The sequence below is a fragment of the Agromyces binzhouensis genome, from assembly GCF_042672355.1.
Classification (GTDB): Bacteria; Actinomycetota; Actinomycetes; order Actinomycetales; family Microbacteriaceae; genus Agromyces; species Agromyces binzhouensis.
On the sequence record NZ_JBHXVJ010000003.1, the window covers coordinates 342,498 to 369,271 of the forward strand.

General features: G+C 73.1%; 27 protein-coding genes. 18 read left to right on the forward strand and 9 right to left on the reverse strand.

Annotated features, from left to right (window positions below; genetic code table 11):
* The first annotated feature begins 140 nt into the window (after nt 1–140).
* Nucleotides 141–1,172 (forward strand): SDR family oxidoreductase, encoded by a 1,032-nt coding sequence (locus tag ACFVHK_RS07440; RefSeq protein WP_376928243.1) that lies wholly within the window; start codon nt 141–143, stop codon nt 1,170–1,172.
* Between the two features lie 214 nt (nt 1,173–1,386).
* Complete coding sequence (locus ACFVHK_RS07445; RefSeq protein WP_376928244.1) at nt 1,387–1,824, forward strand: hypothetical protein; 438 nt, start codon at nt 1,387–1,389, stop codon at nt 1,822–1,824.
* Nucleotides 1,825–1,833: 9 nt separating this feature from the next.
* On the opposite strand, the gene ACFVHK_RS07450 is transcribed toward ACFVHK_RS07445, so the two are convergent.
* On the reverse strand, nt 1,834–2,628 hold the full coding sequence (locus ACFVHK_RS07450) for a transglutaminase-like domain-containing protein (RefSeq protein WP_376928245.1): 795 nt from the start codon (nt 2,626–2,628) through the stop codon (nt 1,834–1,836).
* Nucleotides 2,625–3,491 (reverse strand): NAD-dependent epimerase/dehydratase family protein, encoded by an 867-nt coding sequence (locus tag ACFVHK_RS07455; RefSeq protein ID WP_376928246.1) that lies wholly within the window; start codon nt 3,489–3,491, stop codon nt 2,625–2,627. Before ACFVHK_RS07455 ends, ACFVHK_RS07450 begins: the two co-directional genes overlap by 4 nt.
* A 156-nt stretch (nt 3,492–3,647) precedes the next feature.
* Here ACFVHK_RS07455 and ACFVHK_RS07460 point away from each other — a divergent pair, with 156 nt between their 5' ends.
* Entirely contained in the window at nt 3,648–4,115 is a 468-nt protein-coding gene (locus ACFVHK_RS07460) for a hypothetical protein (protein WP_129233384.1), read from the forward strand.
* 24 nt (nt 4,116–4,139) lie between these two features.
* On the opposite strand, the gene ACFVHK_RS07465 is transcribed toward ACFVHK_RS07460, so the two are convergent.
* Nucleotides 4,140–4,649, reverse strand: a complete 510-nt coding sequence (locus tag ACFVHK_RS07465; protein WP_376928247.1) for a hypothetical protein — start codon at nt 4,647–4,649, stop codon at nt 4,140–4,142.
* A 98-nt stretch (nt 4,650–4,747) separates the two neighbouring features.
* Between ACFVHK_RS07465 and ACFVHK_RS07470 the strand changes: the two genes are divergently transcribed.
* Complete coding sequence (locus tag ACFVHK_RS07470) at nt 4,748–5,566, forward strand: class I SAM-dependent methyltransferase (RefSeq protein WP_376928248.1); 819 nt, start codon at nt 4,748–4,750, stop codon at nt 5,564–5,566.
* A gap of 16 nt (nt 5,567–5,582) precedes the next feature.
* On the opposite strand, the gene ACFVHK_RS07475 is transcribed toward ACFVHK_RS07470, so the two are convergent.
* On the reverse strand, nt 5,583–6,071 hold the full coding sequence (locus ACFVHK_RS07475) for a nucleoside deaminase (RefSeq protein ID WP_376928249.1): 489 nt from the start codon (nt 6,069–6,071) through the stop codon (nt 5,583–5,585).
* A 98-nt stretch (nt 6,072–6,169) separates the two neighbouring features.
* On the opposite strand from ACFVHK_RS07475, the gene ACFVHK_RS07480 reads away from it, so the two are divergent.
* A complete protein-coding gene (locus ACFVHK_RS07480; RefSeq protein WP_376928250.1) occupies nt 6,170–6,721 on the forward strand; it encodes a hypothetical protein in 552 nt (183 codons plus the stop codon).
* Between the two features lie 59 nt (nt 6,722–6,780).
* Nucleotides 6,781–7,527, forward strand: a complete 747-nt coding sequence (locus ACFVHK_RS07485; protein WP_376928251.1) for a hypothetical protein — start codon at nt 6,781–6,783, stop codon at nt 7,525–7,527.
* A 133-nt stretch (nt 7,528–7,660) separates the two neighbouring features.
* Here ACFVHK_RS07485 and ACFVHK_RS07490 read toward each other — a convergent pair whose 3' ends face one another.
* Nucleotides 7,661–8,626 (reverse strand): 5'-3' exonuclease, encoded by a 966-nt coding sequence (locus ACFVHK_RS07490; RefSeq protein ID WP_376928252.1) that lies wholly within the window; start codon nt 8,624–8,626, stop codon nt 7,661–7,663.
* 236 nt (nt 8,627–8,862) lie between these two features.
* On the opposite strand from ACFVHK_RS07490, the gene msrB reads away from it, so the two are divergent.
* The 5 genes from msrB (at nt 8,863) to ACFVHK_RS07515 (ending at nt 12,806) form a co-directional block, all read left to right on the forward strand.
* Complete coding sequence (gene msrB, locus ACFVHK_RS07495; protein ID WP_376928253.1) at nt 8,863–9,327, forward strand: peptide-methionine (R)-S-oxide reductase MsrB; 465 nt, start codon at nt 8,863–8,865, stop codon at nt 9,325–9,327.
* The gene (msrA, locus tag ACFVHK_RS07500; protein WP_376928254.1) at nt 9,324–9,884 is read left to right on the forward strand and encodes a peptide-methionine (S)-S-oxide reductase MsrA; all 561 of its coding nucleotides are present in this window, start codon (nt 9,324–9,326) and stop codon (nt 9,882–9,884) included. The genes msrB and msrA overlap by 4 nt, the downstream gene beginning before the upstream one ends.
* 88 nt (nt 9,885–9,972) lie before the next feature.
* On the forward strand, nt 9,973–11,040 hold the full coding sequence (locus tag ACFVHK_RS07505; protein ID WP_376928255.1) for an FUSC family protein: 1,068 nt from the start codon (nt 9,973–9,975) through the stop codon (nt 11,038–11,040).
* A gap of 19 nt (nt 11,041–11,059) precedes the next feature.
* Nucleotides 11,060–11,995 carry a PLP-dependent cysteine synthase family protein gene (locus ACFVHK_RS07510; RefSeq protein WP_376928256.1) on the forward strand — a complete coding sequence of 312 codons (936 nt, stop codon included), beginning with the start codon at nt 11,060–11,062 and terminating at the stop codon, nt 11,993–11,995.
* 121 nt (nt 11,996–12,116) lie between these two features.
* A complete protein-coding gene (locus ACFVHK_RS07515) occupies nt 12,117–12,806 on the forward strand; it encodes a hypothetical protein (RefSeq protein WP_376928257.1) in 690 nt (229 codons plus the stop codon).
* Nucleotides 12,807–12,849: 43 nt separating this feature from the next.
* Here the strand turns inward: ACFVHK_RS07515 and ACFVHK_RS07520 are convergent, their stop codons facing one another.
* Entirely contained in the window at nt 12,850–13,068 is a 219-nt protein-coding gene (locus tag ACFVHK_RS07520) for a hypothetical protein (RefSeq protein WP_376928258.1), read from the reverse strand.
* 147 nt (nt 13,069–13,215) lie between these two features.
* Here ACFVHK_RS07520 and ACFVHK_RS07525 point away from each other — a divergent pair, with 147 nt between their 5' ends.
* The 7 genes from ACFVHK_RS07525 (at nt 13,216) to ACFVHK_RS07555 (ending at nt 22,465) form a co-directional block, all read left to right on the forward strand.
* On the forward strand, nt 13,216–16,155 hold the full coding sequence (locus tag ACFVHK_RS07525) for an aminotransferase (RefSeq protein ID WP_376928259.1): 2,940 nt from the start codon (nt 13,216–13,218) through the stop codon (nt 16,153–16,155).
* Nucleotides 16,156–16,341: 186 nt separating this feature from the next.
* A complete protein-coding gene (locus ACFVHK_RS07530) occupies nt 16,342–17,574 on the forward strand; it encodes a carboxylate-amine ligase (protein ID WP_376928260.1) in 1,233 nt (410 codons plus the stop codon).
* Nucleotides 17,575–17,674: 100 nt separating this feature from the next.
* The gene (locus tag ACFVHK_RS07535; protein ID WP_376928261.1) at nt 17,675–18,538 is read left to right on the forward strand and encodes a tryptophan-rich sensory protein; all 864 of its coding nucleotides are present in this window, start codon (nt 17,675–17,677) and stop codon (nt 18,536–18,538) included.
* Between the two features lie 123 nt (nt 18,539–18,661).
* Nucleotides 18,662–19,342, forward strand: a complete 681-nt coding sequence (locus ACFVHK_RS07540; protein WP_376928262.1) for an alpha/beta hydrolase family protein — start codon at nt 18,662–18,664, stop codon at nt 19,340–19,342.
* A 76-nt stretch (nt 19,343–19,418) separates the two neighbouring features.
* Nucleotides 19,419–19,817 (forward strand): TM2 domain-containing protein, encoded by a 399-nt coding sequence (locus ACFVHK_RS07545; RefSeq protein WP_376928263.1) that lies wholly within the window; start codon nt 19,419–19,421, stop codon nt 19,815–19,817.
* 111 nt (nt 19,818–19,928) lie between these two features.
* Nucleotides 19,929–21,539 (forward strand): molybdopterin-dependent oxidoreductase, encoded by a 1,611-nt coding sequence (locus ACFVHK_RS07550; protein ID WP_376928264.1) that lies wholly within the window; start codon nt 19,929–19,931, stop codon nt 21,537–21,539.
* 209 nt (nt 21,540–21,748) lie between these two features.
* Entirely contained in the window at nt 21,749–22,465 is a 717-nt protein-coding gene (locus tag ACFVHK_RS07555; RefSeq protein WP_376928265.1) for a hypothetical protein, read from the forward strand.
* Here ACFVHK_RS07555 and ACFVHK_RS07560 read toward each other — a convergent pair.
* The 3 genes from ACFVHK_RS07560 to ACFVHK_RS07570 are packed head-to-tail and all read right to left on the reverse strand — an operon-like array spanning nt 22,353 to nt 26,721.
* Complete coding sequence (locus ACFVHK_RS07560; protein ID WP_376928266.1) at nt 22,353–24,119, reverse strand: amidase; 1,767 nt, start codon at nt 24,117–24,119, stop codon at nt 22,353–22,355. The genes ACFVHK_RS07555 and ACFVHK_RS07560 overlap by 113 nt on opposite strands.
* On the reverse strand, nt 24,116–25,165 hold the full coding sequence (locus ACFVHK_RS07565; protein WP_376928267.1) for an agmatine deiminase family protein: 1,050 nt from the start codon (nt 25,163–25,165) through the stop codon (nt 24,116–24,118). Before ACFVHK_RS07565 ends, ACFVHK_RS07560 begins: the two co-directional genes overlap by 4 nt.
* The gene (locus tag ACFVHK_RS07570) at nt 25,162–26,721 is read right to left on the reverse strand and encodes a purine-cytosine permease family protein (protein WP_376928268.1); all 1,560 of its coding nucleotides are present in this window, start codon (nt 26,719–26,721) and stop codon (nt 25,162–25,164) included. The genes ACFVHK_RS07565 and ACFVHK_RS07570 overlap by 4 nt, the downstream gene beginning before the upstream one ends.
* Nucleotides 26,722–26,774: the final 53 nt, after the last annotated feature.

Sequence of the window (26,774 nt, forward strand, 5' to 3'; positions counted from 1 at the left end):
CACTCCCGGAGCAGGTCGGCCTGGTCAGCGGTCACCGGCCGCGCGGCCACCACCCCGGCATGAGGCGCGAGATCCGGTCGGCGGCCTCGGGTGGCCCCGGCGGTCGCGGAGGGGAGTAGGGTCCGACGCGGGAGGTGCGCATGGACGAGGGAACGATCCTGGTCACCGGCGGCACGGGCTTCGTCGGGGTCAGCTGCATCATCCGGCTCCTGGCCGACGGCACGCGCGTGCGGACGACGGTGCGCGACCTCGCGCGCGCCGACGACCTGCGCGAGCTGGTCCGGCTGGGCGGCGCGGACCCGGACGGCGTCGAGGTCGTGGCCGCCGACCTGCTCGACGACGCGGGGTGGCCGGACGCGGTCGCCGGCGTCACGCACGTGCTGCACGTCGCCTCGCCGTTCCCGGTGCGCCAGCCGAAGGACGAGGACGAGCTCATCGCGCCCGCCCGCGAGGGCGTGCTCCGTGTGCTCAGCGCCGCACGCGACGCAGGGGTCCGGCGCGTCGTGCAGACCTCGTCGTTCGCCGCGATCGGATACGGCCGCCCGAACCCCGGCCGCGCGTACACCGAGGAGGACTGGACGGACCCTGACGGGCCGGGGGTCACTCCGTACATCAGGTCGAAGACCCTCGCCGAGCATGCGGCGTGGCAGTTCATCGACCGGGAGGGCGGCGGGCTCGAGCTGGCCACCGTGAACCCGGTCGGGATCTTCGGCCCGGCCATCGGCACCGACCTCTCGACCTCGCTCGAACTGCTCCGGCAGCTGCTCGACGGCGGCTACCCCGTCGTGCCCAACGGCACGGTCAGCGCCGTGGACGTGCGCGACGTGGCCGACCTGCACGTGCTCGCCATGCGCCACCCGGATGCGGCGGGCGAGCGCTTCCTCGCGGTCTCGGGCGATGCGATCACCTACCTCGACCTCTCGCGGTTCCTGCGCGACCGGCTCGGCGAGCGGGCCCGGCGCGCGCCGACCCGGGTCATCCCCGACTGGGTCGTCAAGGCGGGCGCGCCCTTCAGCCGCGAGCTCCGACTGATGGCGAGCGAACTCGGCCGACGTGGCGACGCGTCGCACGGGAAGGCCACGCGCATGCTCGGCTGGACGCCGCGGTCCCGCGAGGAGGCGATCCTCGCCTCGGCGCAGAGCCTGCTCGACCTGGGCCTCGTCCGCGCCTGACCGGAACGGACGGGGGAGCACGCGACGACGCGCGGATGACCCCTGATCAACACCTGTCGATGACATCGACCTGAGCGCCGGCTGAACCGGAGACGCACCTCGACTCGTGATGCGGGCGAGACCGTCGTGACCGGATCGAGACCGTCGTGACCGGATCGAGACCGCCAGGCGGCGGAAACCGGCGTGGCACGCCCGTGCATCGCGGGAGGATGTCGTGAGCATCACCGCGAGCCGGGACGACGACGTGCCGGATCTCCCGGCCCGCGGCGTCGTCACGCGAGCACCCCGGGGGATCACCATGTCGGCAGCCGAGTCGCACGAGTCGGGCGAGGACCGCCTGCGCGTCGGCGACCCCTCGGCGTCCTCCGGCCGCACGGTCGGGTCCGCCGCACTCGTCCTGGGCCTCACCGCCGTGATCCTCGCGTTCGCGACGCCCTACCGCGAGTCGCTCGGCTCCGCGCTGCTCGCGGCGCTCGCGGTCTTCACGTCGACCCTCGGCCTCGTCGCGCGCAGCCGCGCCCGCCGTGCGGGAGAACGGCCGTCGACGGCCGCGATCGCCGCCGTGTGGCTCGGTGTCGGCGCGCTCGCGATCGTCGGGATCTCCGTGCTCCCGGCACTGCTCATGCCGAGCTCGACCGGCGCAGCCGGCTGAGCCCACGCATCAGCCGAGTCGCACGAGCCGCCGCACGTCATCGTCCGGCAGCTCGTCGGCCACCGCGCTGACCTCCACCGACTCGAGACGGATCGCGCCGCCGTACGCCGAGAGGAACGCGGTGTCGGCCGCGTCGCGCCCCGTCGCGATCCGCACCAGCGTGTCCCGGGGCGCGAGCGTCGTCGCGTCCACGACGTGCCACGCCCCCTCGACCCAGGCCTCGGCGACGGCGTGGAAGTCCATCGGATCCAGGCCCGGCGCATACACCGCCGCGAGCCGCGCCGGCACGTCGAGGGCGCGCAGGAGCGCGACCACGAGGTGGGCGTAGTCGCGGCACACGCCCTGACGGGCGAGGAGCGTCTGCACCGCGCCATCCGTCGGACTGCTCGAACCCGGCACGTACGACAGCCGGGTGCCGACCCACGACGAGACGGCCGCGAGCCGGTCGACGCCCTCGACGCCCCCGAACTCGGCGGCCGCCGTCGCGGCCAGGCGATCCGACTCGGCGTAGCGACTCGGTCGCAGGTACGTCAGCAGGTCGGCCGCGTTGACGGATGCCTCGCGCGCGCGCCCCGGCACCTCGGCCGTGTACGAGCACTCGAGCGAGCCGGCCGGCGCATCGACGACGTGCAGGCGGTTGCCCGCGGCATCCGTCAGTTCCGTCGGATCGATCGGGCGGCCGTCGGTGCGGAACTCGAGGCGCTCGACCGCCTCGACGTCGCTCGCCACCGCGACCTGGAACGCCAGGCGCACGGGCTGGTCGACATCCAACCGGATCTTGCAGCCGACCGAGCGCGCGGTCACGAGCGCCCCTCCCGCCAGCCGTGCTCCGGCTCGAAGCCGAGCTCGTCACGCGCCCGCTCGATCGAGAACAGCGACTCGGTGCCCTCGAAGTCGCGCTTCAGCGAGACGCCCGGGAAGAACTCCTCGACCAGGTCGCGCGTCGGCCGGCTCATCACGGTGTCGGCGTTCGCGATGACGTAGGCGCGCGCTCCGTCGACGTCGGCCTCGAGCGCGCGACGGACCGACTGCGCGGCATCCCGCACGTCGATGTAGCCGAACGCGTTGAACAGCCGCGACCGCGGGTCGTCCTCGAACGCCGCGAACTCGTCGTACCGCTCCGGATCGATGACGTTCGAGAAGCGCAGCGCGACGAACGGGATGCCGGTCCAGTCGGCCACGTGCTCGGCCATCGTCTCGCCGAGCACCTTCGACAGCGAGTACGTCGAGTTCGGCTTGGGGTAGTGGTCCTCGTCGAGCGGCAGGTAGTCGGGCAGCCCGTCGGGGCCGAAGTCGAGCCCCAGCGTGGTCTCGCTCGAGGCCCACACGACCTTCTCGAGGCCGACCTTGGCCGCCGCGAGGAAGACGTTCGAGTTGATGGCGTTGTTGACGTTGAGCGTGCGCGCGGGCGTGAAGATCGTCGGCGCCGGGATGGCGGCGAGGTGGGCGACCGCGTCGACGTCCTGCAGCACCTCGACCGTGTCGCCGAAGTCGGTGAGGTCGGCCTGCGTGTACACGAGGTCGGGCCGCGACCATCGGGCCGGCAGCTTCGGCGACGGCGGCGTGACGTCGGTCGCGAGCACCTCGTACCCGTGCTCCAGCAGGTCGGCCACCACCGCCCGCCCTGCGAGCCCTGACGCGCCAGTGACGCAGATCCGCTTCGGCATGGATGCCCTCCTCGTCGTCGTCCCCGGGTCCCCATCCTGCCCTGACACGGCCGGGGCGTCACCCGGGTTGCGCATCGGCCCGCGAAGCGACCCCAGCCGAGCAGGGAGTCGCCCGTGGCGGGCACCGCGGCATCCCGCGCCCGTACGATCGACCACATGACCGATCCCGCCCGACGCGAGCCCGACGACCACGACGAGCACGACGGCGTGAGCGACGCGACCGGCCCCACCGGCCAGGCGCCGACGCCGTGGTTCGGCGACCAGTACGACGTGGGCGGGCTCGGCATGGGTCGGCTGTTCGCGTGGGCCGCCGTGCTGCTCGGCGCCGGCGCGCTCGGCATCGCGCTGTTCGCGCCGCTCGAGGGCCAGGCGTTGCGCACGGTGTGGATCGCCGGTTTCGGCGCCGCCGCGATGTGGGTCGCGTGGATGGCGCCCGCGCGCTACCGGCGAGCCGGAGTGCGCGTGTCATGGGCGGTGCCGCTCGCGACGGTGCTCGGCGCGCTCGCCATCGGCGTCGCGATCTACGCGTTCATCGTCATCGTCGCGGCGAGCGGCGGCGTCGAGCTGCCGGCGCCGTCGTACTGGCTCGGTCCGACCGCGCCCGCGCCGGGCGTGCCCACCTGAGCCGCGACACCGCGCGCTCGTTCGTCACGCGCTCGGCAGCGGCGCGTCGTAGTCGTCGACGGCGTCGTCGCCCCGGGTGACGACACCGAAGACCTCCCACTGGGGCTCGCCGATCGTGCCGCCGACGATGCAGTTGCTCGCCCCGGATTCGACCAGGTCGGCCGATCGATTGCCGTCGTCGACCTCGATGTAGACGAACCACAGCCCGTCACCACGGAGCAGCACGGATGCCTCGTCGAACGGCGCGTACTCGAGCAGTGCGAAGTCTCCGGGGTAGAACGCGTAGGTCTGCGCGCGGCACAGGGCGTATGCATCGATCGCCTCGAGCGGGCGATCGGCGACGGCCGCGCCGGGTCCGTCGGATGCCGGCGGCATGTCGCTCGCGGTCGGCACCGGCGTCGTCGCGGGGGGCGCCTCGGACGGCGACGGCGTCCCGGTCGCCGTGCACCCCGCGAGCAGCGCGGTCAGTGCGATGGCCCCGAGGAGGGCCGTTCCGGTACGGGAGCGCACGCGGGCGCTGGGCTTCGGATCCACCCGGCGAGCGTATCCGCCGGCTCCGCGCAGCCGGCACAGGGCTGGCCCTGAATGCGGGCCGGGTTGCGGCACCACGCCGCACGGCGTAGACACGCGTCATGGTGGTCGCCGACCGATGGCACGACGGGGGACCGTACGAGCGGTACATCGGACGGTGGAGCAGGCCGGTCGCGGACCGGTTCCTCGAAGCGCTCGATGCGGAACGCGGCATCCGCTGGGTCGACGTGGGCTGCGGCACGGGCGCGCTCACCGCCGCCGTGGTCGAACGGTACGCACCGAGCTCGATCGTGGGCGTCGACCCGTCCGAGGGTTTCCTCGCCGCAGCGCGGGATCGGCCCGGGATCGTCGGCCGTCCGGAGGTGCGGTTCGTCGAGGGCGATGCGCAGGACGTCCCGCTGCCGGACGGGGCCGCGGATGCCGTCGTGTCCGGCCTGGTGCTCAACTTCGTGCCTGATGCCGCGGCCGCCGTGGCGGAGTTCTCGCGCGTCGCCGCGCCGGGCGGACTCGTCGCGGCCTACGTCTGGGACTATTCCGGCGGCATGCGCATGCTGCGCCACTTCTGGGATGCCGCGGCAGCGGTCGACCCCGCCGCGGTCGCCCTCGACGAGGGGCGGCGCTTCCCGATCTGCGACCCGCAGCCGCTCCGGGACCTCTGGTCGGCCGCGCCGGGCATGGACGGCGACTCCGTCCGCGTCGACGCGGTCGACGTCGAGACGGTGTTCTCGGACTTCGACGACCTGTGGTCCCCGTTCCTCGGCGGACAGGGTCCGGCGCCGTCGTACCTCGCGTCGGCGACGGATGCCGCGCGCACGGCGGTCCGCGACCGGATGCGCACGACCGTCGAGCCGGCGACCCGGCCGGACGGGTCGATCGCCTTGAACGCGCGAGCCTGGACGATCGTCGGACGACGCTCCTGAGGGGCGCGGCCCGCGATCAGGTCCAGAACCCGTCGTGGACGGCGGCGGCCTCGGGAAGGTCGGCGGGTCCGTCGACGATCACCGACCGTCCGCCGCGGGCGAAGACCTCGCGCGACGGCAGGCTGAGCGTCGGCACGCCTTCCTGCTCGGCGACGATGTCGCGGAGCCCGGCCTCCGAGAGCGCGAACACGACCCGCGCGATCCCGCTCCAGTAGATGGCGCCCGAGCACATCGCGCACGGCTCGGTGCTCGTGTAGAGCGTCGCCGCGGCGAGCTCGCGCTCGTCGAGGACGGCTGCCGCATCGCGCACGACGTTCGTCTCTGCGTGCCCGGTCGGGTCGCGCCGGGTCACCACCGTGTTCATGCCCTCGACGACGCGCCCGTCACCGGTGACGACGATCGACCCGAACGGATGGTCCCCGCGCTCGCGCGCGGCCCGCGCCAACTCGACGCATCGTCGCAGCCGCGCCAGGTCGTGCTCGTCGATGCCGTTCGCCTCGCCCATCCGGTTCCCCCTTCGTCGACGGATGCCGCCGCCTCCCATTGTGCGCACCCTGTGGATGACGCCGGGCCCCCGCTCGCGGATCGCCTACCTTGGTCCGCATGCCCCGACGCCTCCGCCGCCTCGTCGTGCTCGCCCTGACGGGCGCGGCGCTGGTCGCCCTCACCGGGTGCGCCGCGGCTCAGACCACTCCGTCCCCGCTCCCGACGACGGATGCCTCCGAGACGCCGCTGTTCGCATCCGACGAGGAGGCGCTGGCGGCGGCGGTCGAGGCGTATGAGGCGTATCTCGCGGTAAGCGACAGCATCACAGCAGATGGCGGCACCAACTCTGCTCGAATCCGACACGTTACGACACCCGATTTCGCTGAATTCAGCGAGATCGACTTCGCAGCGTTTCAAGACGCCGGACTACGTACAGATGGACGCTCAGCCGTCGATTCGGCGAGGCTTGCGGAATCTTCCGCGGGCTACGTTGCCTTCTATGCCTGTCAAGACGTTTCCGACGTGAAGCTTCTCAACGCGGCGGACGAAGATGTGACTCCAGCAGATCGAGAAGCACGTACTGCGCTCCTAATCAAGGCAGTCTCACTCGGCGACGAGGATCTACTGATCGACGGGAACGAAGTGTGGTCTGGCGAGAACTTCTGCTGAGCGCCGCTCTCGTGACGTCCATTGGGCCGACCGCGGGAGCCTCCGGTTGCACGGTCGCAATGCAGTTGGCACAACTCTGCGAGGTGAGCGGGTCCGCAACACAGGATTCGGTCGAGCTTCGAGGCGACTACTCCTCCGTGGCCGAGGGCAGCCGGACCACCGATGACTCCTCCGCAGATGGCTACACGCCGGACGTCGACACCATCAGCGCGGCTGAACCCGAACGACCGGCCGAGCCGCCGCGCGACGTGTGCAATCCCGAGAATCCGACCGTCTGCGCGTTCGAGGGCGCCGAGCCGGAGCCGCCGGCGCCGGGCGAGCCGACCGTGACGCTGCGCGACATCGCCTCGTTCCGGCCGGACGTGCCGTCGGGCGAGATGCAGCCCGACGGGTGGGCGGTCGTCGGGCTCCCGGCGAACTTCATCGGGCGCGCGTCCGTCGAGACGCGTTCCGGCACGCTGCTCGGTCGCCCCGCCGAGGTGCGGTTCCACCCGGTCGCCTACCGGTGGTCGCATTCCGACGGAGGGCTCGTCCATTCCGCCGATCCCGGTGCGACCTGGGACGACCTCGGCGTCGCCGAGTTCACGACGACGCCGACGAGTCACGCGTATGCGGCATCCGGTCGGTACACGGTCGACCCGACCGTCGTCTACGTGGCGGAGTACCGATTCGACGGCTCGGCCTGGCGATGGATCGACGGGACGCTCAGCCTGCCGGCACCGCAGATGAACGTGCTCGTCGGCGAATTCGACACCGTCCTGGTGACCGGCGACTGCAGCGCGGTCCGCGACGGCCCGGGCTGCTGAGCGGCGGGGCGGTCCGGGTTCAGGACGCCCGGTACTTCGGTACTTCGGTACTTCGGTACTTCGGTACCGAGGTTTCGGCGGGAGAACCTCCCCCCGAGGCTCACGTCCCGCACGCGATGGGTCGACGCGCCCGCTATTCCGCCGACGCACGGTCCAGCGAGGCCAGCACGCGCTGCACCGCACCGCCGAGGTTCCACTCCTCCGCGAGGTCCTCGAGGGTCTCGCGGCGGGCACCCGTCACTGGCGCGAGCCGGGCGTCGAGCTCCTCCGCCGACGGCAGGTCGAGGTCGCGCACCACGTTGACCACGGTCGGGGCGACCGCGAGGTACTCGTGCGCGCCGGTGAGCTTCGCCCGCATGGAGGCCGACATCGTCGCGGGCGCGGCGGCCGCGGCATCCGGGTCGCCCGACGCCACCGCGAGCATCGCATCGAGCGAGCCGAAGTCGCCGAGCAGGCCCGCCGCGGTCTTCTCGCCGATCCCGGCGACGCCCGGCAACCCGTCGGACGAGTCCCCGCGGAGCGTCGCGAAGTCGGCGTACTGCGACGCCTCGATGCCGTACTTCGCGACGACCCACTCGTCGTCGACGAGCTCCAGCCGGTTCATGCCACGGGCGGTATAGATGACGCGAACGCCCCGGTCGTCGTCGACGAGCTGGAACAGGTCGCGGTCACCCGACACGACGTCGACCGGCATGGTCGCCTGCGTCGCGAGCGAGCCGATCACGTCGTCGGCCTCGTGCGCGGCGACGCCGACGATCGGGATGCCGAGCAGGCCGAGCGTCTCGCGGATCATGGGCAGCTGCGCCTCGAGCGGGTCGGGCACCTCCTCGATGTCGGGCCCGGCGGGCACGACCTGCTCGACCCGGTGCGCCTTGTAGCTCGGGATGAGCTCCACGCGCCAGTGCGGCCGCCAGTCGTCGTCCCAGCATGCGACGAGATGCGTCGGCTCGAACTCGGACACCAGGCGGGCGATCATGTCGAGCAGCCCGCGCACCGCGTTCACGGGCGTGCCGTCGGCCCGTTTCAGCGAGTCGGGCACGCCGTAGAACGCCCGGAAGTACAGCGAGGCGGTGTCGAGGAGCATGAGTCGGTCGGCCATGCGCCGATCCTCCCACCACCGCCCGACGAGGGCACGCCCGCATCGGCACGACCGGCACCTCGAGCACCCGTCGCGCGCGCTCCGGGCGCTCACAGCGAACCCACAGCGTGGGGGCGCATCCTGCGGAACATCGGCCGCCCGAACGGGGTTCTTCCTCATGGACGCAGGAGTAACCGGCACAGCCGGTGTCCCCGGTCCGGGGCGGCACAGCCGGTGTCGCCGGAGAAGGAGCAACCGTGTCACAGGACTATCGCAGGACTCCCGAGGCGCTCGACCGCCTCACCCCGCTGCAGCGCAAGGTCACGCAGGACGACGCCACCGAGCCGGCGTTCCGAAACGAGTACTGGAACAACCACGAGCCCGGCCTCTACGTCGACGTCGTCTCGGGCCAGCCGCTCTTCGCGAGCGTGCACAAGTACGACAGCCGTTCCGGCTGGCCGAGCTTCACGCGCCCGATCGACCAGGCGGCCGTCACCGAGCACGTCGACCGCTCGTTCTTCATGAAGCGCGTCGAGGTCCGCTCGGCCGGCGCCGACAGCCACCTCGGCCACGTCTTCGACGACGGGCCGACGGATGCCGGCGGCTTGCGCTACTGCATCAACTCCGCCGCGCTCCGCTTCGTGCACCTCGACGACCTCGAGGCCGAGGGCTACGGCGAGTACCTCACCCTGTTCGTCACCATCACCGAGGAGACCGCATGACCACCCCAGGCGCCATCACCACCGTTCCCGGAGCCGAGACCGCGGTCCTCGCGGGCGGCTGTTTCTGGGGCATGGAGGACCTCGTGCGCAAGCTGCCGGGCGTGATCGACACGCGCGTCGGCTACAGCGGCGGCGACGTCGACCACGCGACCTACCGCAACCACGGCTCGCATGCCGAGGCGCTCGAGGTCGTGTTCGACCCGACGAAGCTCAGCTACCGCGAGCTGCTGGAGTTCTTCTTCCAGATCCACGACCCGAGCACGAAGAACCGGCAGGGCAACGACGTCGGCACGAGCTACCGCTCGGCGATCTTCCCGACCAGCGACGCCCAGTACGACACGGCGATCGACACCATCGCCGACGTGGACGCCTCCGGCATCTGGCCCGGCCCGGTCGTGACCGAGGTCGCCCCGGCCGGCAAGTTCTGGGAGGCCGAGCCCGAGCACCAGGACTACCTGCAGCGCATCCCGTGGGGCTACACCTGCCACTTCGTCCGGCCCGGATGGCGCCTGCCGAAGCGCGACGCCGCCGGCACCGAGACGGCCGCCGCGAGCTGAGCGGGGGAAACGGGGCCCGCGACCGCACGGTCGCGGGCCCGCGTCGTACACCGGGCGTGCCCTCCCCTCGACCGCTAGCGTGAGTCGCATGCGGTTGTCCGAACGGTTCCGCGCCACGAAGCGGGCGCCGATCCTGCAGGTGCTGAAGTCCGCGGTGGCGACGGTCGCGGCGTGGCTCCTCGCCGGGTGGCTGATCCCCGGTCCGCTGCCCGTGTTCGCCGCGATCGCCGCGCTCCTCGTCGTGCAGCCGAGCGTCAACCAGTCGCTGGGCAAGGCGCTCGAGCGCAGCGTCGGCGTGATCGCGGGCGTCGTGATCGCCTCGCTCCTCGGCCTCGCATTCGGACCGACGAGCTGGGTGATCCTCGCCGCCATCCTCATCGCACTGCTCGTCGCGTGGGCGCTGCGGATGACGGCCGGCACCTCGAACCAGGTCGCGATCAGCGCGATGCTCGTGCTCGCGCTCGGCGGCACCTCGCCCGAGTACGCCCTCGACCGCGTGCTCGAGACGCTCATCGGAGCGGTGATCGGCATCGTCGTCAACGCGCTCATCGTTCCGCCCGTGCTCGTCGACCCCGCCCGCGAGCACCTCGCGCGGCTCGGCAGCGAGCTCGCGGCATCCACCGACCGACTCGCCGAGGCGCTGCGCGCCCCGCAGCGCCCCGCCGACCTGACCGAGCTCATGCTCGAGGTCCGCCTCATGCGGCCGATGCGGGATGCCGCGGCCGCCGCGATCGCGGACGCCGAGGAGTCGCTGACCCTGAACCCGCGACGGTCGGCGCATCGCAGCGGCATCGTCGAGCAGCATCGCCTGCTGGCACGGCTCAGTCCCATCGTGACCCAGGTCGGCGGGATGACCCGGGCCTTCGTCGACCACTACGACGACGACCTCGCCGCCGAACCGACCGTCCGCGCGATCGCCGAGCAGCTGCAGCGGGTCGCGCACGACATCCGGCTCGCGGTGCACCTCGCCGAGGTGGACCCCGAGCCCCTGACCTCCGCGATCCCGGCACTCACGGCGCCGCTCCAGATCGCGCCGCCGAAGTCGGACCACTGGATCCTCATCGGCTCGCTCATGGAGGACCTCCGCCGCATCCGCGAGGAGCTCCTGGAGGACGATCTCCCACCGGAACCCACGGCGCGCCGCGCACGGGAGTAGCCTGCGCACGGGAGGCGCCATGGACGCGCACGACGACAACGGGGTGCTCGACGCGATCGGCGGCACGCCGATCGTCCGGCTCGAGTCGCTCGTTCCCGACGGCGCCGCCGAGGTCTGGGTGAAGATCGAGGGCGCGAATCCGACCGGGTCCTACAAGGACCGCATGGCGGTGTCGGTGCTCTCGGCGGCGGTCGCCCGGGGCGACGTGTCGCCCGGCGACACCGTGGTCGAGTACACGGGCGGCAGCACGGGCACCTCGCTCGCGTTCGTCGCGGCCGTGCTCGGGCTGCGCTTCACCGCGGTCTTCTCGGACGCGTTCTCCGCGAGCAAGCAGCAGGCGATGGAGGCGTTCGGCGGGGAGGTCCTCGTCGAGGCGAGCCACGGCGACGGGATCACGCCCGAACTCGTGGGCCGGATGCGGGAACGTGCATACGCGCTCGCCGAGCAGCCCGGCCACTACTACGCCGACCAGTTCGGCTCGCCCGATGTCATCGCCGGGTACGCCTCCATGGGCGAGGAGATCGGCGCCGCGCTGGGCGACGGCATCGACGTGTTCTGCACCGGCGTCGGCACGGGCGGCGCGCTCATGGGCACGCTCCGCGGCCTCCACGGCGCGGGCCTCGAACCGCAGGTCGTCGCCCTCGAGCCCGCCGAGGCGCCCCTGCTGACGGAGGGCGTCTCGCACGGTCACGCGGTCGAGGGGGTCGCGGTGTTCCCCGACCCGCCGTTCCTCGACCGCGGCGTGCTCGACGGCATCCGCACGATCGGACAGGAGCGGGCGTTCGAGACCTGCCGCAGGCTCGCCCGCACCGAGGGCATCTTCGCCGGCGGTTCGACGGGCATGAACGTCAGCGCCGCGATCGACCTGGCGGTCGAACTCGGCGCCGGCCACCGCGTCGTGACCATCGCCTGCGACCACGGTCTCAAGTACCTCGGCGGACGCATCTACTCCTGAACGCCGCGCGCCCGCGACGACGCGCGCTCCCGCGATGTCGCGCCGGGGCCCGGATGTCAAGGACTTCGCCTTTGCGCAGGTCGCGACTACGCTCGCACGGTCGGAGCGCCGCGATCGCGGCGTGGGAAGGAACACCATCACGACGACGACCGAGACCCGCGCGCCGCAACGGATCCGCGACGCGCTCCATCGCACCCCGGGCTGGCTCCTCGCGGCGATCGCCGCAGCCGTGGTCATCGCGATGGCGGTCGTGGCGACCCAGCCGTGGATGGTGCCGACCGACCTCGTCCGGGACGCCCAGGTCGTCGCGGCCGCGCGCGGCAACGCGAGCCCGGCGTACGGACTGGTCTCGAACCTGGGCATCGTGGCGATGCTGCTCGCCGCCGGTGCCGCGTGCACGGCGCTCCTCCTCCGTCCCCGCCGCCGGGACGTCCGCCGCCTGCTCGCCTGGAGCCTGACGCTGACGCTGGTCGTCGCGTTGGACGACCTGCTCCTGCTCCACGAGACGGCCGCGTTCGGGCCGGGATCGGGCCTCGTGCTCGCCGCCGCCTACGCGATCGCCTTCCTCGCCTTCGCCCTCCGCTTCCGCGACCTCATCGTGGAGCGCCTCGACGCGGCGCTGCTCGTGGCCATGTTCGCCGGCCTCGGCACCTCGGCGATCGTCGACGTCCTCGTCGAACCGGCCACCCGAGCCTCGGTGCTCGTGGAGGACGGCGCGAAGCTGCTCGGACTGCTCGCGTGGTCTGCATTCGTGGCGCGCGCCGCGATCCTCACCCTGCGGACCGACCGCAGCAGCGCCGACGACCGATAGCCGGCACGCCGACCTCCGGCCTCCGGCCTCCGACCTCCGGACCTCAGGCGAGCAGGTCGCGGACCGCCTCGCCCCACTCGAAGCCGCAGTCGCGGCAGTCGAAGATCGGAGCCTCGCCGGAGAGGCCGGCGGCCGAGAGATCGGCCTCGACCTCGAGATCGAGCGGGCCGTACACGATGACCCGGACCGCGGCGGAGCCGCAGCGCAGGCAGGGCTCGTCGAGCACGTCGGGCTCGAGCGTCGGAAGCGGCTGGTTCGTCATGGCCCTCACGGTACGAGCGACCGCCGACATCCATCGCAGGCGTCCCGCGCGTCGCCCGGTCGGTGGACGAACGGCACGAGGATCGACACGGCGGCGCTCGGCCGAAGGCATCCGCCCTGACTATGTTCGAGGCGGAAAGGGGCCAACATGAGCCAGCCCGCGAACACCCGGGGCTTCGACTTCTTCTCGGCGGGCGAGCTGCCCGCCCCCGCGCTGCCGACCGACGAGGTCGTCGCGATCGTGCGCGAGCACTGGGGCCTCGACGTCGAGCTCGACGGGCTCGGCAGCCAGCAGGACCAGAACTTCCTCGCTCGTGCGCGCGTGCCCGCGCACCGCGCCGACGACGCGGGCGAGCCTGACGCTCCGATCGGCGTCGTGAAGATCACGAACCCCGCGTTCACCGCGGACGAGCTCGACGCGCAGGACCACGCCGCCTCGCGCATCGCCGACGCGGCGCCGCACCTCCGCATCGCCACGACGAGCGTCGCCGACGACGGCTCGCCCCGGTCGATCGTGGCCGAGACGAGCGAGGGGCCGCTCGCCGTCCGGCTCCTCGAGTACCTGCCGGGCGGCACCCTCACCGGCCCGACGTACCTCTCCCGCGCGGTCGTGGCGCGCATGGGCGAGGTCGCGGCGCACGCGAGCCTTGCGCTCTCGGGCTTCGACCACCCCGGCCTCGACCGCGTGCTGCAGTGGGACCTCCGGGTCGCCGACCGCGTGGTCGACCTGCTCGCCCGCTACCACCCCGACCCCGCGAAGCGGGAGCGGGTGACGGATGCCGCGGCCCGCGCCTGGGCCGACGTGCAGGCCGTCGCGAGCGAGCTCCCCCAGCAGGCCGTGCACCTCGACCTCACCGACGACAACGTGGTGTGCACGACCGAGCGCGGCATCCGCCTGCCCGACGGGATGATCGACTTCGGCGACGTGACGCGCAGCTGGGCGGTGTCCGAGCTCGCGATCACGATCTCGTCGGTGCTGCACCACGCCGGCGCCGAGCCGGTCTCGGTGCTGCCCGCCGTGCGGGCGTTCCACGCGCTGCGTCCGCTGTCGGCCTCCGAGGTGCGCGCGCTGTGGCCGCTCGTCGTGCTCCGCGGCGCCGTGCTCGTCGTGAGCGGCGAGCAGCAGGTGCAGATCGACGGCGGCGCGAACGCGTACGCCGCCGAGGGCGTCGAGCGCGAGTGGCGCATCTTCGAGCAGGCGACCTCGGTTCCGTCGGCCGTGATGACCCGGCTGATCGCCGAAGCGCTGGGCGTCGAGCTCGCCGACGGGCGAGCGGATGCCTCGCGCCACCGCCCCACCCGGATCGGCCTCGACCCGGCACCGGACCATGCCCGGACGGTCCATCTCGACGTGTCGATCACCTCCGACGAGGTCGACGCGGGCGCCTGGCTCGCGCCCGGCCTCGAGGATCGGCTCGCCCTGGCGGCGCTCGACGCGGGCGCGCCGATGGCGTGGCTCGAGCGGGCCACGCCCCGCCTCACCGCGAGCCGCACGCACTCACCCGATTCCGCCGAGACCGTGCCGACCGGCATCGACGTGTGGTTCGCGGTCGCCACCCGCGTGTCCGCCGGGGGCGACGACGCGCGGCTCGTCGTCGAGGCCGCCGACGGCATGACGATCCTCGACGGCACCGTGCCGGCGCGCACGCGCGCCCGGATCCGGCTCGAGGCTCCCGATGCGCCGGCCCACGTGCCGCACCTCGTGCGGCCCGAGGTCGCCCCGGGGTGGCTCGCCCTCACGGCCGACCCGGCCGTGGCGATCGGCCTCGCGCCGAGCGCGCGCGACCGCGGCGACGCGGCGCGCGACGCCGCGGACCTGGTCGCCCGGCGCGATCGCACCTTCGCCGAGGTCCAGGAGCACTACTACGACGCACCGCCGCGCATCGAGCGCGGGTGGCGCGAGCACCTCGTCGGCACCGACGGGCGCGTCTACCTCGACATGGTCAACAACGTGACGCCGCTCGGCCACGGCCACCCCGCGCTGGCCGCCGCGGTCGCGAAGCAGCTGCGCACGCTGAACACGAACTCGCGGTTCAACTACGGCGCAGTCGTCGAGTTCTCCGAGCGCCTCGCGGCGATGGCGCCCGACCCCCTCGACACCGTCTTCCTCGTCAACTCCGGTTCGGAGGCGACCGACCTCGCGATCCGCGTCGCGCTGGCCGCGACCGGGCGCCGCGACGTGGTCTCGGTGCTCGAGGCGTACCACGGCTGGACCTACGCGTCCGACGCGGTGAGCACGTCGACGGCCGACAACCCGAACGCGCTCGCCAGCCGGCCCGACTGGGTGCACGCGGTCGAGGCGCCGAACCCCTTCCGCGGCCGGTACCGGGGCGAAGAGGCCGCGCGGTACGCGCCCGAGGCGGCCGAGCGCATCCGGGAGCTCGCGGCATCCGGTCGACCGCCCGCGGCGTTCATCGCCGAGACCTTCTACGGCAACGCCGGCGGCATCCCGCTGCCCGACGGCTACCTCGCCGAGGTGTACGCGGCCGTGCGCGAGACCGGCGGGCTCGCGATCGCCGACGAGGTGCAGGCCGGGTACGGCCGGCTCGGCCGGTGGTTCTGGGGCTTCGAGCAGCAGGGCGTAGTGCCCGACGTCATCGCGGTCGCGAAGGCCGCCGGCAACGGCTACCCGCTCGGCGCGGTCATCACGACCCGCGAGATCGCGGCGCGGTTCCGCACCCAGGGGTACTTCTTCTCCTCCACCGGCGGCAGCCCGGCCTCGAGCATCGCGGGGCTCACCGTGCTCGACGCGTTCCGCGACAAGGGGCTGCAGCGGAACGCGGCCGAGACGGGCGCGCACCTGAAGTCGCGGCTCGAGGCGCTCGCGGAGCGCCATCCGCTCATCGGGGCCGTCCACGGCCTCGGGCTCTACCTCGGCGTCGAGTTCGTCCGCGACCGCGCGACCCTCGAGCCCGCCACCGAGGAGACGGCCGCGATCTGCGACCGGCTGCGCGAGCTCGGCGTCATCATGCAGCCGACCGGCGACCACCAGAACGTGCTCAAGGTGAAGCCGCCGCTCGTGGTGACGCGCGAGAGCGCCGACTTCTTCGTCGCCATGCTCGACCGGGTGCTCGCGGAGGGCTGGTGAACGCAGGGCGCCGGTGACCGCCGGCGACGGCACAAGAGGGTGCCACGAGTGCCGTCGACGCGCCCCGCAGGCACACCCGCACCGTCCGCGGATAGCCCCTTGACACCGTGGGCGCCGCGTCGCACGCTGCGAGCATGAGGCGCACGGAACCGCTCCCGGCGGCATGCGCCTCAGACGGGAGCGACGATGACGACGTTCGGCATCGAGGAGGAGTTCTTCTTCCTCGACCCTGAGACGATGCTCCCCGCGGACATCGCGGAGGAGGTCCACGACCGGCTCGCCGCGGACCCGCGCTGGGGCGAGCACGTCCACCCCGAGTTCCTCGCATCCCAGGTCGAGTTCGCGACGCCGGTGTTCGACAGCCTCGCCGAGGCGGCGGATCAGCTGGTCGCCTTCCGCCGCGAGGTCGACGCCGACGCGGGCCGCCACGCGGTCTGCGTCGCGAGCATCGGCACCTCGCCCGACGCGCCCCGGTTCCCGTCGATCACCGACACGGATCGCTACCACCGGATCGTGCGCGACATGGCCGGCATCATCGCCGACCACCAGATGAGCGGACTCCACGTCCACGTCGGCATCCCGAGTCGCGAGCACGGCATCGCCGCGATGAACGCCGTGCGACCCTGGTTGCCGCTGCTCACCGCGATGACGGGGAACTCGCCCCTCTGGCGCGGAGCCGTCACCGGCTACGAGAGCTGGCGCACCGTGCAGCTGCGCCGGTGGACGACGGCCGGGTGCCCGCCCCGATTCGCGGATGCCGCGGAGTACGACCGCCGCATCCACGACATGCTCGGCTTCGGCGGGCTCGTCGAACTCGCGCTGATCGCGTGGAACGTGCGCCTCTCCGAGCACGTGCCGACGATCGAGTTCCGGATGGCCGACGCGCAGCTCACCGCGGACGACACGCTGCTCGTCGCGGCCCTGTGCCGGGCCCTCGTCATGCGGGCGATCGACGAGCACGACCGCTTCGGCGCCGACCCCGCGGTCGCCCGTCCACTGCGGTCGCTCGACGAACCCGACCCCGACGTGCCGCCCGAGCTCCTGAGTGCGGCGACGCTGCACGCGGCGCACGCCGGCCTGTCGGGCGGCGCGTTCGATCCCGCGAGCGGTCGGCTCGCGCCCGCCCACGACCTCGTCCACCGGCTCGAGCGGCACCTCGCCGAGCCGCTCGAGCGAACCGGCGACCGCGAGCTCGTGCGCCAGCTGCTCGGCCGCCTGCTCCGCGACGGCACGGGCGCGAGCCGGCAGCTCGCCGCGTGGAACCGGGGCGGGGTCGCCGGCCTCCGGCGCCTGTTCGCGGCGACGATCACCGCGCGCGCGAGCACGTCGTCCGACCCGGGCCGCACCGCGGGCCTCATGGGCGGGCGCTCGCCCGGGCCCTCGTGGGACCGCGGCCGCCGGATTCAATCGAACGGTTGACGCCGCCGCCGCCGCTCCTTCGTACGCTGGCCGCACCAACGCCCGATCGGTCCTCGACCACGAGTCGGACGATCGCGGCAGCAGGCCGAGGGAGGCACCCGTGACATCGACCGAGACCCGCTCCGAGACCCGACCGAGCGCACGCGGCACGGCCGCCGACACGGTGCGCCAGATCCTCGTACTGGTGACGTCGCTCCTGGCGATCGTGGCCGCATTCATCGGATCCGGCGCCGCGGGCGGCACGCCGATCCAGGACGCCGCCGGCGGATGGCTCGACGCCGACTCCACGCTGATCGCGCCGGCACGGTCTGCGTTCGGCATCTGGAGCGTGATCTACACGGGGATGCTCGCCTACGCGATCTTCCAGGTGCTGCCCGCCCAGCGCGCGAGCGCGCGGCACCGTCGGATCGGCTACGCCGTCGCGGCGTCGCTCGTGCTGAACGCCGTGTGGATCGGCGTCGTGCAGCTCGACCTGCTGTGGGCGAGCCTGCCCGTGATCGTCGCCCTGCTCGTCGTCCTCGCGTGGCTGTTCGTGCAGCTGCGACGGATGCCTCCGAGCGGCGTCGTCGACGCGGTCGTGACCGACGGCTCGATCGGGCTGTACCTGGGCTGGGTGGTCGTCGCGACCGCCGCGAACGCGACCGCCGTGCTGCAGGCCGCCGGCTTCGACGGGTGGGGGCTCCCGGCCGAGGCGTGGGCGATCGGCGTGATCGCCGCCGCGGCCGTGGTCGGCGTCGCGCTGGCGTTGTGGGGCCGCGGCCGGATCGCCCCGGCGCTGTCGCTCGCCTGGGGTCTCTCGTGGGTCGCGGTGGGCAGGCTCACCGACGAACCGGCGTCGGCGTCGACCGGCATCGCCGCGGCGATCGCGGCGTCGGTCGTGATCGTGGTCACCCTCGTCGCGCGGATCGGAGCCGGACGCTCCACGCGCGACGACCGAGGGGTGGGGACCTCCGGGCACGGGTGACACGGAGCTGCGCGGGGGCGCAGCAGGCGGGGCCGGGGCGTTTCGGGTCGTCCCGGCCCCGCCGTCGTCATGCCGGCTCGCGCGGGTCGTGCGCCCGGCACCCGCTCGGGCACCATGGAACGCATGAGCGACGACGAACGGCCTCTCTCCATCGACGTCGGCGACGGCATCGGCGAAGTGCCGGCGGTCCTGCGGCGACCGGATGGCGCGACCGCGACGCTCGTCGTCGCGCACGGTGCGGGGGCCGGCAAGGACCATCCGTTCCTCACCGGGTTCTGCCGGGCGCTCGACGACCTCGACGTCGCCACGCTGCGTTTCGACTTCCCGTACCGGGCGGCGGGGCGGCGCTTCCCGGACCGCCCTCCGGTCGCGATCGCCACCTGGCGGGCGGTCGTGGACGCCGCCCGTCGTGCAGCGGGCGACGGCGTGCCGGTCTGGGCGTCGGGCAGGTCGTTCGGCGGGCGCATGGCGTCCATGGCCGTCGCCGACGGCATGGACGCTGCCGGGCTGGTGTTCCTCGGGTACCCGCTGCACCCGCCCGGGCGGCCCGAGAAGTCGCGTGACGAGCACTTCCCCCAGCTCGCCGGCGTGCCGATGCTGTTCCTGCAGGGCCGCAACGATCCGTTCGCGATCCCGAACGAGCAGCTCGATCGGCTCGTCGCCGACCTCGCCCCGTCGGCGGTGCTCGACTGGATCGACGGCGCCAACCACTCGTTCGAGGTGAAGGGCGCGAAGCGCCCCGCCGCCGAGATCGGCGCCGGACTCGCACCGCGGGTGGCCGCGTTCCTCGCGGCGCACACCTGATCCCGTCCGCAGGACCTAGGCCCCGCACAGCGAGCCACCCGAACGGCATCGTGGACGGTGACGAAGGGGGATCGCCATGACCGCCTATCCGCCCGCGCCCGCGTCGGGCCAGGACCCTCAGGTCGCATATGCCGCAGGGGCCGCGACCTCGGAGCGTGCGTTCATCGCCACGTGGCTCTTCGCGTGGCTGCTCGGCGTGCTCGGCGTGGACCGGTTCTACCTCGGCAAGGTCGGCACCGGCATCCTGAAGCTGCTCACCATCGGCGGGTTCGGCATCTGGTGGCTCGTCGACCTCGTCCTCACGCTCGCGAACTCCGCGAAGGACGCCGAGGGCCGGCGCGTCATCGGCACCCGGCAGGAGCAGACGATCGCCTGGATTGTCACCGCCGCCGTCGTGCTGCTGGGATGGATCATGAGCGCGGTCACGCAGTCGCTCGCGTTCCTGACCGATCAGTTGCTCCCGCTGCTGCCCTAGCCGGGGTCGGTTCCTCGTCGAGGTTCGAGGCCCGACCCGTTCTCCTTACGAACCGCTTACGGCGGCGCCCTCGCGGGCGCCGTGCGTGCTCGGTCGACGTAGCCTGAGGGCATGCCGACCGAGCGTGCGCCCCGCGGACGGCTGCGTCCCGCGCTGGCGGGCGTCGCGGCCGCGACGTTCGGCGCCGGAGCGGGCGAGCTCACGGCGGCGATCATCGCAGCGACCGCCTCTCCGTTCACGTCGATCGGCGGCCTGCTCATCGATCTCGCCCCGCCGTGGGCGAAGGATGCCGCGATCGCCCTCTTCGGCACGGCCGACAAGGCCGCCCTGCTCATCGGCGTGGGCGTGGTGCTCGTGGTCGTCGGCGCCCTCGCGGGCGTGCTCGAGTCGCGGCATCCGCGCTGGGGTCGCGGGATCTTCGCGCTCCTCGGCGTGTTCGGTGCGGTCGCCGCGGCGACCCGGGCGAGCGCGTCGCTCCTCGCGGTGCTGCCGGCCGCCGTCGGTGCGCTCGCGGCGATGGGCGCGCTGTCGATGCTGCTGACGCGGCTGCCCGCGGCACGCGCTGCCGCGATGGCGTCCGTCCCGGCCGGGGCATCGGCCGGCGCGCCGGCCGATCCGGACGCGTCCGACGAGCCGGGCGGGGCGATCGACGGGGTGGACCGGCGTCGCTTCCTCGTGTGGGCGGGGGGAACGGCCGCGGTCGGCGTCCTCGCCGCGATCGCCTCGACCGCGCTGTCGGCCGGGTCGCGCGCGGTGAGCACGGTCCGCGAGGCGCTCCGGCTCCCCGCGCCCGCGACGACGGCGTCGGTTCCGGCATCCGCCGAGCTCGGCATCGACGGGCTGGCGCCGGTCATCACGCCGAACGGCGAGTTCTACCGCATCGACACCGCGTTGAACGTGCCGCAGGTCGATCCGGCGGAGTGGCGGTTGCGGATCCACGGCATGGTCGACCGGGAGCTCGAGCTCACCTGGGACGAGCTGCTCGCCTTGCCGCTCGGCGAGAGCGTGACGACGCTCGCGTGCGTGTCGAACGAGGTCGGCGGCGAGCTCATCGGTACGGCCGTGTGGCTGGGCTACCCGATCCGCGAACTGCTCGCGCGGGCCGCCCCGACCGCGGACGCCGACATGGTGCTCTCGCGGAGCATCGACGGGTTCACGGCGTCGACGCCGCTCGACGCGCTCACCGACCCGGCCCGCGAGGCGGTCCTCGCGGTGGGCATGAACGGTGATCCGCTGCCGGTCGAGCACGGCTTCCCGGTGCGGATGGTCGTGCCCGGCCTGTACGGCTACGTGTCGGCGACCAAGTGGGTGACCGAGCTCGAGGTCACCAGGTTCGATCGCGACCGCGCGTACTGGTCGGATCGCGGCTGGAGCGAGCGCGGCCCGATCAAGCTCTCGTCGCGCATCGACGTGCCGCGCGCGGGCCAGTCCGTCGAGGCGGGCACGGTCGTCGTCGCCGGTGTCGCGTGGCTGCAGCACACGGGTGTCTCGGCGGTCGAGGTCCGGATCGACGACGGCCCCTGGCAGCCCGCGACCCTCGCCACCGCGATCTCGGCCGACACCTGGGTGCAGTGGCGGTACGAATGGGATGCCGCGCCCGGTCGCCACACGATCCGGGTCCGGGCGATCTCCGCCGACGGCGAGGTCCAGACGGCCGAGAGCGCCCCGGTCGCCCCCGACGGTGCGACCGGCCACCACGAGCGCACCTTCGACGTCCGCTGACGACCTCGCGCCGTCTCCTCCTCCACTGCTCGGGCGACGCCGTCACGTTCCACGTGGCTCCGCTGCGCGCCGGCCCGACGTCGAGCCGCGGCGCAGGCTGTCCGTGTCCGGCGAAGCCCGGTACTTCGGTACTTCGGTACCGAGTCCGGAAACGATGTCGCCCTCCCCCGCGACGATGACGAAGGACCGAGAAGAAAAGCGGAGCGCCCATGATGAACGAGAAGCCGATCAAGGTCGATGCGGCGACCGATCGGACGGTCTCGGAGCTCGCGTACTTCCTGCGCACCACGAAGAAGGCCGTCGTTGCGATCGCGGTCGCCGAGTACTCCGAGCAGCGTGATCGATACCTCACGGCCACGACCGCGAGCTGCGGAGGCGGTGACGGCGAGTTCGGCCCGCAGGACGGTGGCGGCGAGCGCGCGGCGCCCGGCGACCACGGCACCGGCGACGCCCGAGCGAGCGCTCGGCCGACCGTCCTCGACCTGGCGCCGCTGCAGCGACTCGCCCTTCGGCGCACCGAACTCGTGCGTGCGTTCGCGACGCACGGGGCGGGCGGCATCCGCCTGCTCGACACGGGACCCGCCGGACCGGGCGAGGCGGGACTCGTGCTCCTCGCGGAGACCGACATCGTCGAGGGCGGGCAGGCCGCCTGGGACCTCTCGCACGTCGCGTCGCGGCTCCTCGGCCTCCGCGTGGAGGTGATCTCGACGACCATGCTCCAGCTCTTCGACAAGCCCCGCCTCCGCAGGGCCCTCGAGCAGTCGCGCCCCCCTGACCCGCCCCGGGACCGGGGCGGTGAGGGGGCGCGATCGCTCAGCCGAGGCGCGGCGTGCGGGGCGGTTCGGTGCGGCGTGGTGCGAGCGCCTCGAACGCGGCGGCGAGGCGAAGCAGGGCGGTGTCGTCGTACGCGCGACCGGCGAACGTGAGGCCGACCGGCATCCGGATGTCGCCCATGAGCCCCATCGGCACCGTCACGGTCGGGATGCCGAGGTGCCGGGGCACGAGGTTGCCGTTGGCGACCCAGACGCCGTTGCGCCAGCCGAGGTCGGCGGATGCCGGGTTCACGTCCATGTCGGCCGGACCCACGTCGGCGACCGCCGGGAACGCGACCGCGTCGAGGCCGAGCTCGTCCATCCACTGCTCGAGGTCGACTCGGCGGGTCTCCTCGAGGCCGCGGAGCCCCTCCTCGAGCTCGGGCATGTCGTCCCACGTCGCGTCGGGGTGCGCGCGCACCCAGTCGGGGTACTCGGCGATGTCGTCGTCGAAGCCGGTGTACCGGTCGGGTAGCGCCCCCTCGGGGTGCGGGAAGATGCGCGCGCCGTCCACGTCGGCGAGCGACGAGAGAGCCGGGTCGCCGTTGGCCCGCAGGAAGTCCTCCCAGCCCCAGGCCGAGAGGTCCACGATCTCGCGCTTCAGGAACTCCGGCGAGACGAGCCCCCGGGTCGCGATCGTCGGCGCGCCGGGGCGGTCGCCCTCGTAGTTCGTCACGGCCGGGAAGTCGACGAGCACGACCTCGGCGCCGGCCGCCTCCAGGTCGCGGCGCGCGGCCTCCCAGAGCTCGATGACCGACGCCCGGGTCTCGATGCGCTGCCCGGTCGCGCCGCCGATGCCGACGGACTCCCCGGGCGCAGCCGTGCCAGCATCGGGGTCGGCGTTCACGTACATGCGCGGGACGCCGATGCGCGTGCCCGCGAGCGCGGCGGGGGCTCCGGCGGCATCCGTCGCCAGGGCCGGGTACGAGGCGGGCCGGACCGCGGAAGCCGCAGGCAGCTCGATCCACGGCTGCGCGCGCCAGAAGTCGCCGCGGGTCTCGACGTCGTCGGCGACGATCACGTCGAGCACCTCGAGCAGGTCGGCCATCGTGCGCGTCTGCGGCACGACGACGTCCATGGTGGGGACGAGCGGCCAGTTGCCGCGCGTCGAGATGACGCCGCGCGAGGGCGTGTACGCGCAGAGCGCGTTGTTCGAGGCGGGCGCGCGGCCCGACGACCAGGTCTCCTCGCCCAGGCCGAACGCCGCGAACGACGACGCCGTCGCGGTGCCCGACCCGTTGGACGAGCCCGAGCCGAACGCGGCCGTCAGGAACGCCGCGTTGTAGGGGCTCTCGGCCCGACCGTAGACACCGCGCTGCATGCCGCCGTTCGCCATGGGCGGCATGTTGGTCAGGCCGAGGCAGATCGCGCCGGAGCCGCGCAGCCGCTCGATCGTGAACGCGTCGCGCTGCGCGACGAGGTCGGCGAACGCCGGCGAACCGGATGCCGCGGTGAGCCCCTTCACGAGGTAGGAGTCCTTCGCGGTGTACGGGATCCCGTCGAGCGGCCCGAGCAGCTCGCCGCGCGCGCGGCGCGCGTCGGAGGCGCGCGCCTCCTCGAGCGCGTCGGGGTTGCGGACGACGACGGCGTTCAGCGCCGTCTCGGTGTCGGGCCCGTCATAGGCGTCGATGCGCGCGAGGTACGCCTCGACGAGCTCGACCGCGGTCGTGCGGCCGGCCTCGAGCGCGGCGCGCAGGTCGGCGATCGGGGCCTCGACGACGTCGAAGCCGGTGTCGGTGCGGGACTCGGTGCGGGTGTCGCTCATCATCGCTCCGTCTCCTCGTTCGGCAGCGCGGGCTGCTGCTGGGTGATGCAGTGGATGCCGCCGCCGCGCGCGAAGATCGGGCGCGCGTCGATCGTGACGACCCTCCGGCCGGGGTACGCGTCGGCGAGGATCGTCGCGGCGCGCTCGTCGGCCTCGGGCTCGCCGAAGCCGCACGCCACGACGCCGTCGTTCACCACGAGGTGGTTGACGTAGCTCCAGTCGACGAACCCCTCCTCGTCGCGGAGGGTCGCGGGCGCGGGCAGGTCGACGACCTCGAGCGCTCGGCCCGCGGCATCCGTCTCGCCCTCGAGCTGCGCGCGCAGCGCGCGCGTGACCTCGAAGTCGGGGTGCGCCGGATCGGCCTGGTGGTGCAGGAGCACGCGTCCGGGCGAGGTGATCGTCGCGACGATGTCGACGTGGCCGTTCGTGCCGAAGTCGTCGTAGTCGCGCGTGAGGCCGCGCGGGAGCCAGATGGCCTTGGTCGCGCCGATGGTGCGGGCCATCTCGGCCTCGACGCGCGCCCGGTCGGCGTAGGGGTTCCGCCGCGGGTCGAGCTGCACGGTCTCGGTCAGCAGCACGGTGCCCTCGCCGTCGACGTGGATGCCTCCGCCCTCGTTCACGAGCAGGGAACTCACGAGCTCGGCGCCGACGTGCGCGGCAGCGAAGCGGGCGATCTCGGCCGAGACCTTCCACTCGGCCCACTCGGGCGCGCCCCAGCCGTTGAAGACCCAGTCGACCGCGCCGAGCACTCCGGGGCGCTCGTCGTCGAGCACGAAGGTCGGGCCGAAGTCCCGCATCCAGAACTCGTCGAGCGGGGCCTCCACGATGTCGACGTGCGAGCCGAGCATCCGGCGCGCGCGGCCGAGCTCGGTGGGGTCGACGACCATCGTGACCGGCTCGAACTCGGCGACGGCGTGGGCGACGGCGGTCCAGGCCGCGTAGCCCTCCTCGCGCTCCGACGTCTCGGCGCCGAGCGTGATCCCCTCGCGGGGGAACGCCATCCAGGTGCGCTCGTGCGGTGCGGTCTCGGCGGGCATGCGCCAGGTCATGCGTCGACTCCTTCGGTGCGGGCGGATGCCGCGGCATCCGTCTCGATCATGGCAGCGGATGCCGCGCCCGGCCGCTTCGCGGGATCGCGGTACGGGTCGGTGGTCAGCCACAGGATCGCGTAGATGCCGGCGGCGAGCACGGGGCCCACGAGCGCGGAGAGGTCGGCGCCGCCGAGGGCGGCCGAGATCGGACCGACGTAGAGCGTCGTGTTGGCCGAGAGCACGGCGATCGTCATCGCGCCGACCATGGCGACCACGCCGGGGAGGAACCAGCCGCCGCGGTACCAGAACGGGCTGCCCTTGCGCGTGTCGTCGAGGTCGGCGCCGCGGTAGCGGTTGCGACGGAGCACGATGTCGATCGCGTAGATCGAGACGAGCGGGCCGAACACCGTGACCGACAGCTCGAGCGAGGCGCTCAGCGCATCGAGGAAGCTCGGGCTGAGGAAGAGGACCCAGCCGGCCGCGGCGGTCGCGACGATCCCGGTGACGATCGTGGTCGCGGGTCGCGAGATGCGCTCGGCGAGCGCCTGCGCGTAGAAGCCGGTCGAGTACGCGACGAGCACGTTGTTGGTGATGCTCGAGAGGACGATCATGCCGAGGAACAGCGGCGTGAACCACGCGGGCACGATCTCGCCGATCGTGAGCTCGGGATCGGTCATGTCGATGGCGGTGCCGGCGATGACGCCGAGTGCGCCGATGAGCAGGGCGGGCACGAAGCCGCCGAGGGCCGTGTACCAGGCGACGGCCTTCTTCGAGACGTCCGCCGGCAGGTACCGGGCGTAGTCGGCGCCGATGCCCCAGGAGAGCGGGCTCGAGGCGACGATCGCGAAGCCGAGCATGACGAGCGCCCAGTGGTCGGCGACGGGCAGCGGCTCGGCGGTGTACGCCCAGTCGGCCGCACCGAACACGAAGACCGCGAGCACGACGAACACGACGGCCAGCGCCGCCGAGAACCACGGTGCGAGGGCGAGGATCGTCGCGTGGCCGTAGACGCCGATCACGAAGCTGAGCACGCCGATCACGGCGAGGACGATCCACTCGCCGCCGGCCGGCAGCCCGATGCCGAAGTGCGCGAGCAGCGCGATCGCGCCGAGCGTCGCGAACGCGACGTTGATGACCTCGTAGAAGAGCCCGATGAGCACGCCGAGCCCGGCGCCGAAGACCTTGTTGCCCCGGATGCCGAAGAACGCCCGCATGATCGCGACGCTCGGCGAGCCCGAGGCGGGACCGCTGACCGCGAGCCACCCGACGAGCGCCCACCAGAGGTTGCCGACGACGGTGATCGCGAGCGCCTCCCAGAGCGGGAGGCCGAGGAGCATCAGCACGCCGCCGACGACGAAGTAGAGGTAGCCGACGTTCGCCGACATCCAGACCCAGAACAGGCTGGACGGGCGGCCGTGGCGCTCGGAGGCGGGGACGTGCTCGGTGCCGTGCTGCTCGACGTGGCCGACTCGGTCGGTCGCGGGGGCGGGAACGGATGCCGCGGTCGCGGCGGGCGCTGCGGAGGACGTCGCGGCGTCTGCGGCGCGGATCTCCTCCGGGGTCTGGATGCTCATGTGCGGAACCTCATCGTTCGACGGCGGGATGTTCGATCGAGCGGATCGATATA

Coding starts and splice junctions, on each gene's coding strand:
- ACFVHK_RS07440 (WP_376928243.1), top strand. CDS start 141: ATGGACGAGGGAACGATCCTGGTCACCGGCGGCACGGGCTTCGTCGGG.
- ACFVHK_RS07455 (WP_376928246.1), bottom strand. CDS start 3,491: ATGCCGAAGCGGATCTGCGTCACTGGCGCGTCAGGGCTCGCAGGGCGG.
- ACFVHK_RS07460 (WP_129233384.1), top strand. CDS start 3,648: ATGACCGATCCCGCCCGACGCGAGCCCGACGACCACGACGAGCACGAC.
- ACFVHK_RS07470 (WP_376928248.1), top strand. CDS start 4,748: ATGGTGGTCGCCGACCGATGGCACGACGGGGGACCGTACGAGCGGTAC.
- ACFVHK_RS07475 (WP_376928249.1), bottom strand. CDS start 6,071: ATGGGCGAGGCGAACGGCATCGACGAGCACGACCTGGCGCGGCTGCGA.
- ACFVHK_RS07480 (WP_376928250.1), top strand. CDS start 6,170: ATGCCCCGACGCCTCCGCCGCCTCGTCGTGCTCGCCCTGACGGGCGCG.
- ACFVHK_RS07485 (WP_376928251.1), top strand. CDS start 6,781: ATGCAGTTGGCACAACTCTGCGAGGTGAGCGGGTCCGCAACACAGGAT.
- ACFVHK_RS07490 (WP_376928252.1), bottom strand. CDS start 8,626: ATGGCCGACCGACTCATGCTCCTCGACACCGCCTCGCTGTACTTCCGG.
- msrA (WP_376928254.1), top strand. CDS start 9,324: ATGACCACCCCAGGCGCCATCACCACCGTTCCCGGAGCCGAGACCGCG.
- ACFVHK_RS07505 (WP_376928255.1), top strand. CDS start 9,973: ATGCGGTTGTCCGAACGGTTCCGCGCCACGAAGCGGGCGCCGATCCTG.
- ACFVHK_RS07510 (WP_376928256.1), top strand. CDS start 11,060: ATGGACGCGCACGACGACAACGGGGTGCTCGACGCGATCGGCGGCACG.
- ACFVHK_RS07520 (WP_376928258.1), bottom strand. CDS start 13,068: ATGACGAACCAGCCGCTTCCGACGCTCGAGCCCGACGTGCTCGACGAG.
- ACFVHK_RS07525 (WP_376928259.1), top strand. CDS start 13,216: ATGAGCCAGCCCGCGAACACCCGGGGCTTCGACTTCTTCTCGGCGGGC.
- ACFVHK_RS07530 (WP_376928260.1), top strand. CDS start 16,342: ATGACGACGTTCGGCATCGAGGAGGAGTTCTTCTTCCTCGACCCTGAG.
- ACFVHK_RS07540 (WP_376928262.1), top strand. CDS start 18,662: ATGAGCGACGACGAACGGCCTCTCTCCATCGACGTCGGCGACGGCATC.
- ACFVHK_RS07545 (WP_376928263.1), top strand. CDS start 19,419: ATGACCGCCTATCCGCCCGCGCCCGCGTCGGGCCAGGACCCTCAGGTC.
- ACFVHK_RS07550 (WP_376928264.1), top strand. CDS start 19,929: ATGCCGACCGAGCGTGCGCCCCGCGGACGGCTGCGTCCCGCGCTGGCG.
- ACFVHK_RS07555 (WP_376928265.1), top strand. CDS start 21,749: ATGATGAACGAGAAGCCGATCAAGGTCGATGCGGCGACCGATCGGACG.
- ACFVHK_RS07560 (WP_376928266.1), bottom strand. CDS start 24,119: ATGATGAGCGACACCCGCACCGAGTCCCGCACCGACACCGGCTTCGAC.
- ACFVHK_RS07565 (WP_376928267.1), bottom strand. CDS start 25,165: ATGACCTGGCGCATGCCCGCCGAGACCGCACCGCACGAGCGCACCTGG.
- ACFVHK_RS07570 (WP_376928268.1), bottom strand. CDS start 26,721: ATGAGCATCCAGACCCCGGAGGAGATCCGCGCCGCAGACGCCGCGACG.